The organism is Amaricoccus sp., from assembly GCF_036846665.1.
Classification (GTDB): domain Bacteria; phylum Pseudomonadota; class Alphaproteobacteria; order Rhodobacterales; family Rhodobacteraceae; genus Amaricoccus.
Genome location: NZ_DAIUBO010000328.1, coordinates 1 through 3,577 on the forward strand (window position 1 = coordinate 1; position 3,577 = coordinate 3,577).

A 3,577-nucleotide genomic window follows, 5' to 3' on the forward strand; every position below is an offset into this window, starting at 1 on the left:
CTCTTTCGGGCCGGACTCTAACCTCAGATGGAGGAGAAAGCGGGGGTCACAGCAAAGGCCGTACGGGTCTGGTTCCCGGGCCGCATGACCGTCACTGTTCCTCCGGCGGCTTCAATTGCCTGAACTGGGCAAGGAGCATCAGGTCGTAGGCGATCTTCAGGAAACCGCAGATCAGCAGCGGCAGCGCCTGGAACGAGGCGGCGAACAGGGCGCCGGAGAGCGCCGGGCTTGCGGCGGCAGCGAGGCTGCGCGGCACCGAGGTGAAGCTCGCGGCTGCCGGCCGTTCCGCCTCGGTAACGACCGCCATGACGTAGGAGGATCTGGTCGGCACGTCCATCTGCGACAGCGCCGCCCGCACTAGCAGCAAGGCGAGGGCAAGCGGCAGCGTCGGTGCGAATGCCGCCAGAATCAGGCAGACGCTCGACGGGATGTGCGTGAACACCATCGTGTTGATCAGGCCGATGTGCCGCGAGAGCCACGCCGCGACCGGGAAGGAGAAGGCCGAGAGCAGGCCCGACCAGAAGAAGAACAGGCTCGCGGCGCTCAGCGACATGTCGAACCGCTCGAACAGCCAGAGGGCCAGCAGCGACTGGACCACGAAGCCGCCGGCGAAGGCGTCGAGACTGAAGAGGGCGGCGAGGCGGTAGACGATATGCCGCGACGGGCCAAGTGCCCCCGAGGGAGCGCCGCTCGACGGCAGCGGACGCCGCGGCAGGCGCGCGTAGAGCAGGCATCCGGCGACGCCGAGCAGGGCGTAGAGCACGAACATCGCCTTGATCGCCGTCAGCTGGTCCATGCCGGTCTCGGCAAGATATGCTGGGATCGCCGCGGCGAGCGCCCCGCAGGCCGCGCTCAGAGCGCCGATCAGACTGTAGCGCGCGAACATCCGGGTCCGGCTCCTGTCGGCGCTCTCGCCGCTCAGAACCGCATGCTCGAGGGGCACGAAGACGCTGACGCTGCCGGCCGAGGGATTGATCGTGCCGGCGAAGGCCACCACCAGCAGCAGGGCGAACTCGTGCACGAGCGCGAAGGCAACGCCGGTCGCTATCATTAGGCACGCGCCGGCCAGCAGCAGCCGCCGGCGGTCGTGCCGGCTGCCGATCACCCCTATTCCGAGCGTCAGCAGCGCCGAGCCGAGCAGAGCCGCGGTCGCGATCGCGCCCACCTCGAACGGCGAGTAGCCGAGAGCCGTCAGGTAGACCGGGAGCAGCACGGCGACGAACCCGTCGCCGAAGTCGCGCACCGCCCGGGCCGAAAGCAGGTAGACCAGCGCTCCCGCCGCCGGCGATTCCGCCGATGCCTGCCGCGCGGAGTCGCTTGTCAAGCCGATCACCCTGCCTGCGTCCGAAGCGCCAGCACCCCCGCCGCTGCTAGCCGCACCAGAAGGGCTTCAGAGCTTCCGTCCGCGCCTGGTGCCGCGTCAATCCGATGTCGCGCAGCAGGTGGTCGTCGAGCTCGGCGAGCGCATGCCGCTGGCGGCGGCGATCGCCCCACGAGAGGATGGTTGTCGTTGCCGCGCGCGCGATCGCTGCCGCCGACGGCGTGATTGCGGGCGGGCGACGAATGGTGGCGTCGGCGCTGGTCAGTCCATCAGTCGAGATCATTTCATGGCCTCCCGTGGTTCGGCTTCATGCCGATGGAGGCTCTCCAATAGTGGCGGAACGGGCTTGCCCGCAAAGCATGGTTTCTCTAGCCTGCCCCAGATTTTCTCATGACCTCGTGTCCGCGATGCCGCGCCGGCTCCCCTCGCTCAACGCCGTCCGAGCCTTCGAGGCGGCGGCTCGGCATGAGAGCTTCACGCGGGCGGCCGAGGAGCTCTGCGTCACGCAGGGCGCGGTCAGCCATCAGGTGAAGGCGCTCGAGGCTGAGCTCGGGCTCAAGCTCTTCAACCGCGAGCGCCAGCGGCTGGTGATCACCGAGGCGGGCCGTGACTACCTGAACGTGGTCCGCGACGCCTTCGACCGTATCGCCATCGGCACCGAGCGGCTTTTGCAGCGACAGAACTTCGGGGTGCTCACGGTCAGCACTTCACCTGACTTCGCGGCCAAGTGGCTGGTGCATCGGCTCGGGCGCTTCGCGGAGGCCTACCCGAGTATCGAGCTCAGGGTGTCGGCGACGCTGCATCACGTCGACTTCGCCCGCGAGGACATCGATCTGGCCGTTCGTCATGGCGAGGGTCGTTGGCCGGGGCTGCACGTGACACGGCTCTGCAGCGAGGAGCTGTTCCCGGTCTGCAGCCCGCGGCTCGCGACCGACGCACGCCCGCTGATTGAGCCGGCCGACCTGCTCGGCTTTCCGCTGCTGCATCTCGACGACCGGACGGTCTGGGCGACCTGGCTGGAGGCGGCGGGGGTTAATGTCGCAGGGGCCACGCACGGCCCCGTGCTGAACCGGGCGAGCATGGTGATCGACGCCGCGGTGGACGGCCAGGGCGTCACACTCGCGCGCACCACCCTCGCCGCCTGGGACCTGCTCAACGGCCGGCTCGTGCGTCCGTTCGCACTCGCCCTGCCGCTCGCCAAATCCTACTGGATCGTCTGCCCGAAGGCGTCCGCGTCACTGCCGAAGATCGCCACCTTCCGGGACTGGCTACTCGCCGAGGCCGCCGACGATACGCAACGGATCGCAGCGCTCGAGCCATAGGTCGGGCGCCTGCGCCACTTGATTTCGGTCAGGGCAGGCGCGTGTCCGACGTTGGATGCTGGGGCGGACGCAGGGAGGCATAGATGCTGCCGTTCGGCCACGACGCGTTCATCGATGTGTTCCGCGCCTACAATACCGCGATCTGGCCGGCGCAGATCGCCGCCTACGCGCTCGGCGCGACGGTTCTGCTTCTGCTGTTCCGCCCGACGCGGCTCGGTGGGAAGGCGATCGCCGCAATCCTAGGGCTGATGTGGCTGTGGACGGGTCTGGCCTATCACGCCGCCTTCTTCAGCACGATCAACCGGGCGGCCTACGGCTTTGCCGCCCTCTTCGTCGTCCAGGGCCTGATGCTGGAGTGGGCGGCGGTCACCGGGCGCCTGGACATTCGAGTTCGTGGCGGCGTCCGGGGCGGGATCGGGCCCAGTATGATCGTCTACGCGATGCTGCTCTATCCCGCGATCGGGGCGATGGCCGGCCAGAGCTATCCGGGCGTACCGGTCTTCGGGGTCGCGCCCAGCCCGCTCGTGATTTTCACCTTCGGCGTCCTTCTCATGGCAGAACCCTTTCCGCTCTGGCTCCTGATCGTCCCGCTGCTCTGGTCGCTGATCGGCGGCTCCGCCGCCTTTCTACTTCGGATCCCGCAGGACTGGGCGCTGCTCCTCAGTGGCGTCCTCGCGGCAGTCGTGTTCATTGTAGTGCGGAGGCACCATAACAAACCGCCCCTGCGCCCGTGACGTTGCTGCAGGAGCGAGTCCGGCCCTCTACCGTCAGCGCACGAGGGCTCGCGAGCCCGGCCAGTGGTGGTGCAGATCGTCAATCACGAGAGCGTGTCGGTGCTCTTGCGCCCCGTGCTCGCGGAGACGTGGATGGTCGACGGGCAGGTCTGGGTGCGCATGGGGCGGCGCCTCGGGTGCGTGAGCCGGCCACAGGCGGG

Annotated in this window: 4 protein-coding genes; 2 read left to right on the forward strand and 2 right to left on the reverse strand. The window is 68.5% G+C overall.

The window, feature by feature from the left end; all coding sequences use genetic code 11:
• Positions 1 to 91: 91 nt before the first annotated feature.
• A complete protein-coding gene (locus V7050_RS19680) occupies positions 92 to 1,324 on the reverse strand; it encodes an MFS transporter (RefSeq protein WP_324370437.1) in 1,233 nt (410 codons plus the stop codon).
• 46 nt (positions 1,325 to 1,370) lie between these two features.
• A complete protein-coding gene (locus V7050_RS19685; RefSeq protein ID WP_324370438.1) occupies positions 1,371 to 1,604 on the reverse strand; it encodes a DUF1127 domain-containing protein in 234 nt (77 codons plus the stop codon).
• Positions 1,605 to 1,728: 124 nt separating this feature from the next.
• Between V7050_RS19685 and V7050_RS19690 the strand changes: the two genes are divergently transcribed.
• Positions 1,729 to 2,643, forward strand: coding sequence for a transcriptional regulator GcvA (locus V7050_RS19690; protein WP_324370440.1), 915 nt, complete (start codon positions 1,729 to 1,731; stop codon positions 2,641 to 2,643).
• Between the two features lie 83 nt (positions 2,644 to 2,726).
• Positions 2,727 to 3,377 (forward strand): DUF6064 family protein, encoded by a 651-nt coding sequence (locus V7050_RS19695; RefSeq protein WP_324370442.1) that lies wholly within the window; start codon positions 2,727 to 2,729, stop codon positions 3,375 to 3,377.
• Positions 3,378 to 3,577 lie beyond the last annotated feature (200 nt).

Coding starts and splice junctions, on each gene's coding strand:
- V7050_RS19690 (WP_324370440.1), top strand. CDS start 1,729: ATGCCGCGCCGGCTCCCCTCGCTCAACGCCGTCCGAGCCTTCGAGGCG.
- V7050_RS19695 (WP_324370442.1), top strand. CDS start 2,727: ATGCTGCCGTTCGGCCACGACGCGTTCATCGATGTGTTCCGCGCCTAC.
- V7050_RS19685 (WP_324370438.1), bottom strand. CDS start 1,604: ATGATCTCGACTGATGGACTGACCAGCGCCGACGCCACCATTCGTCGC.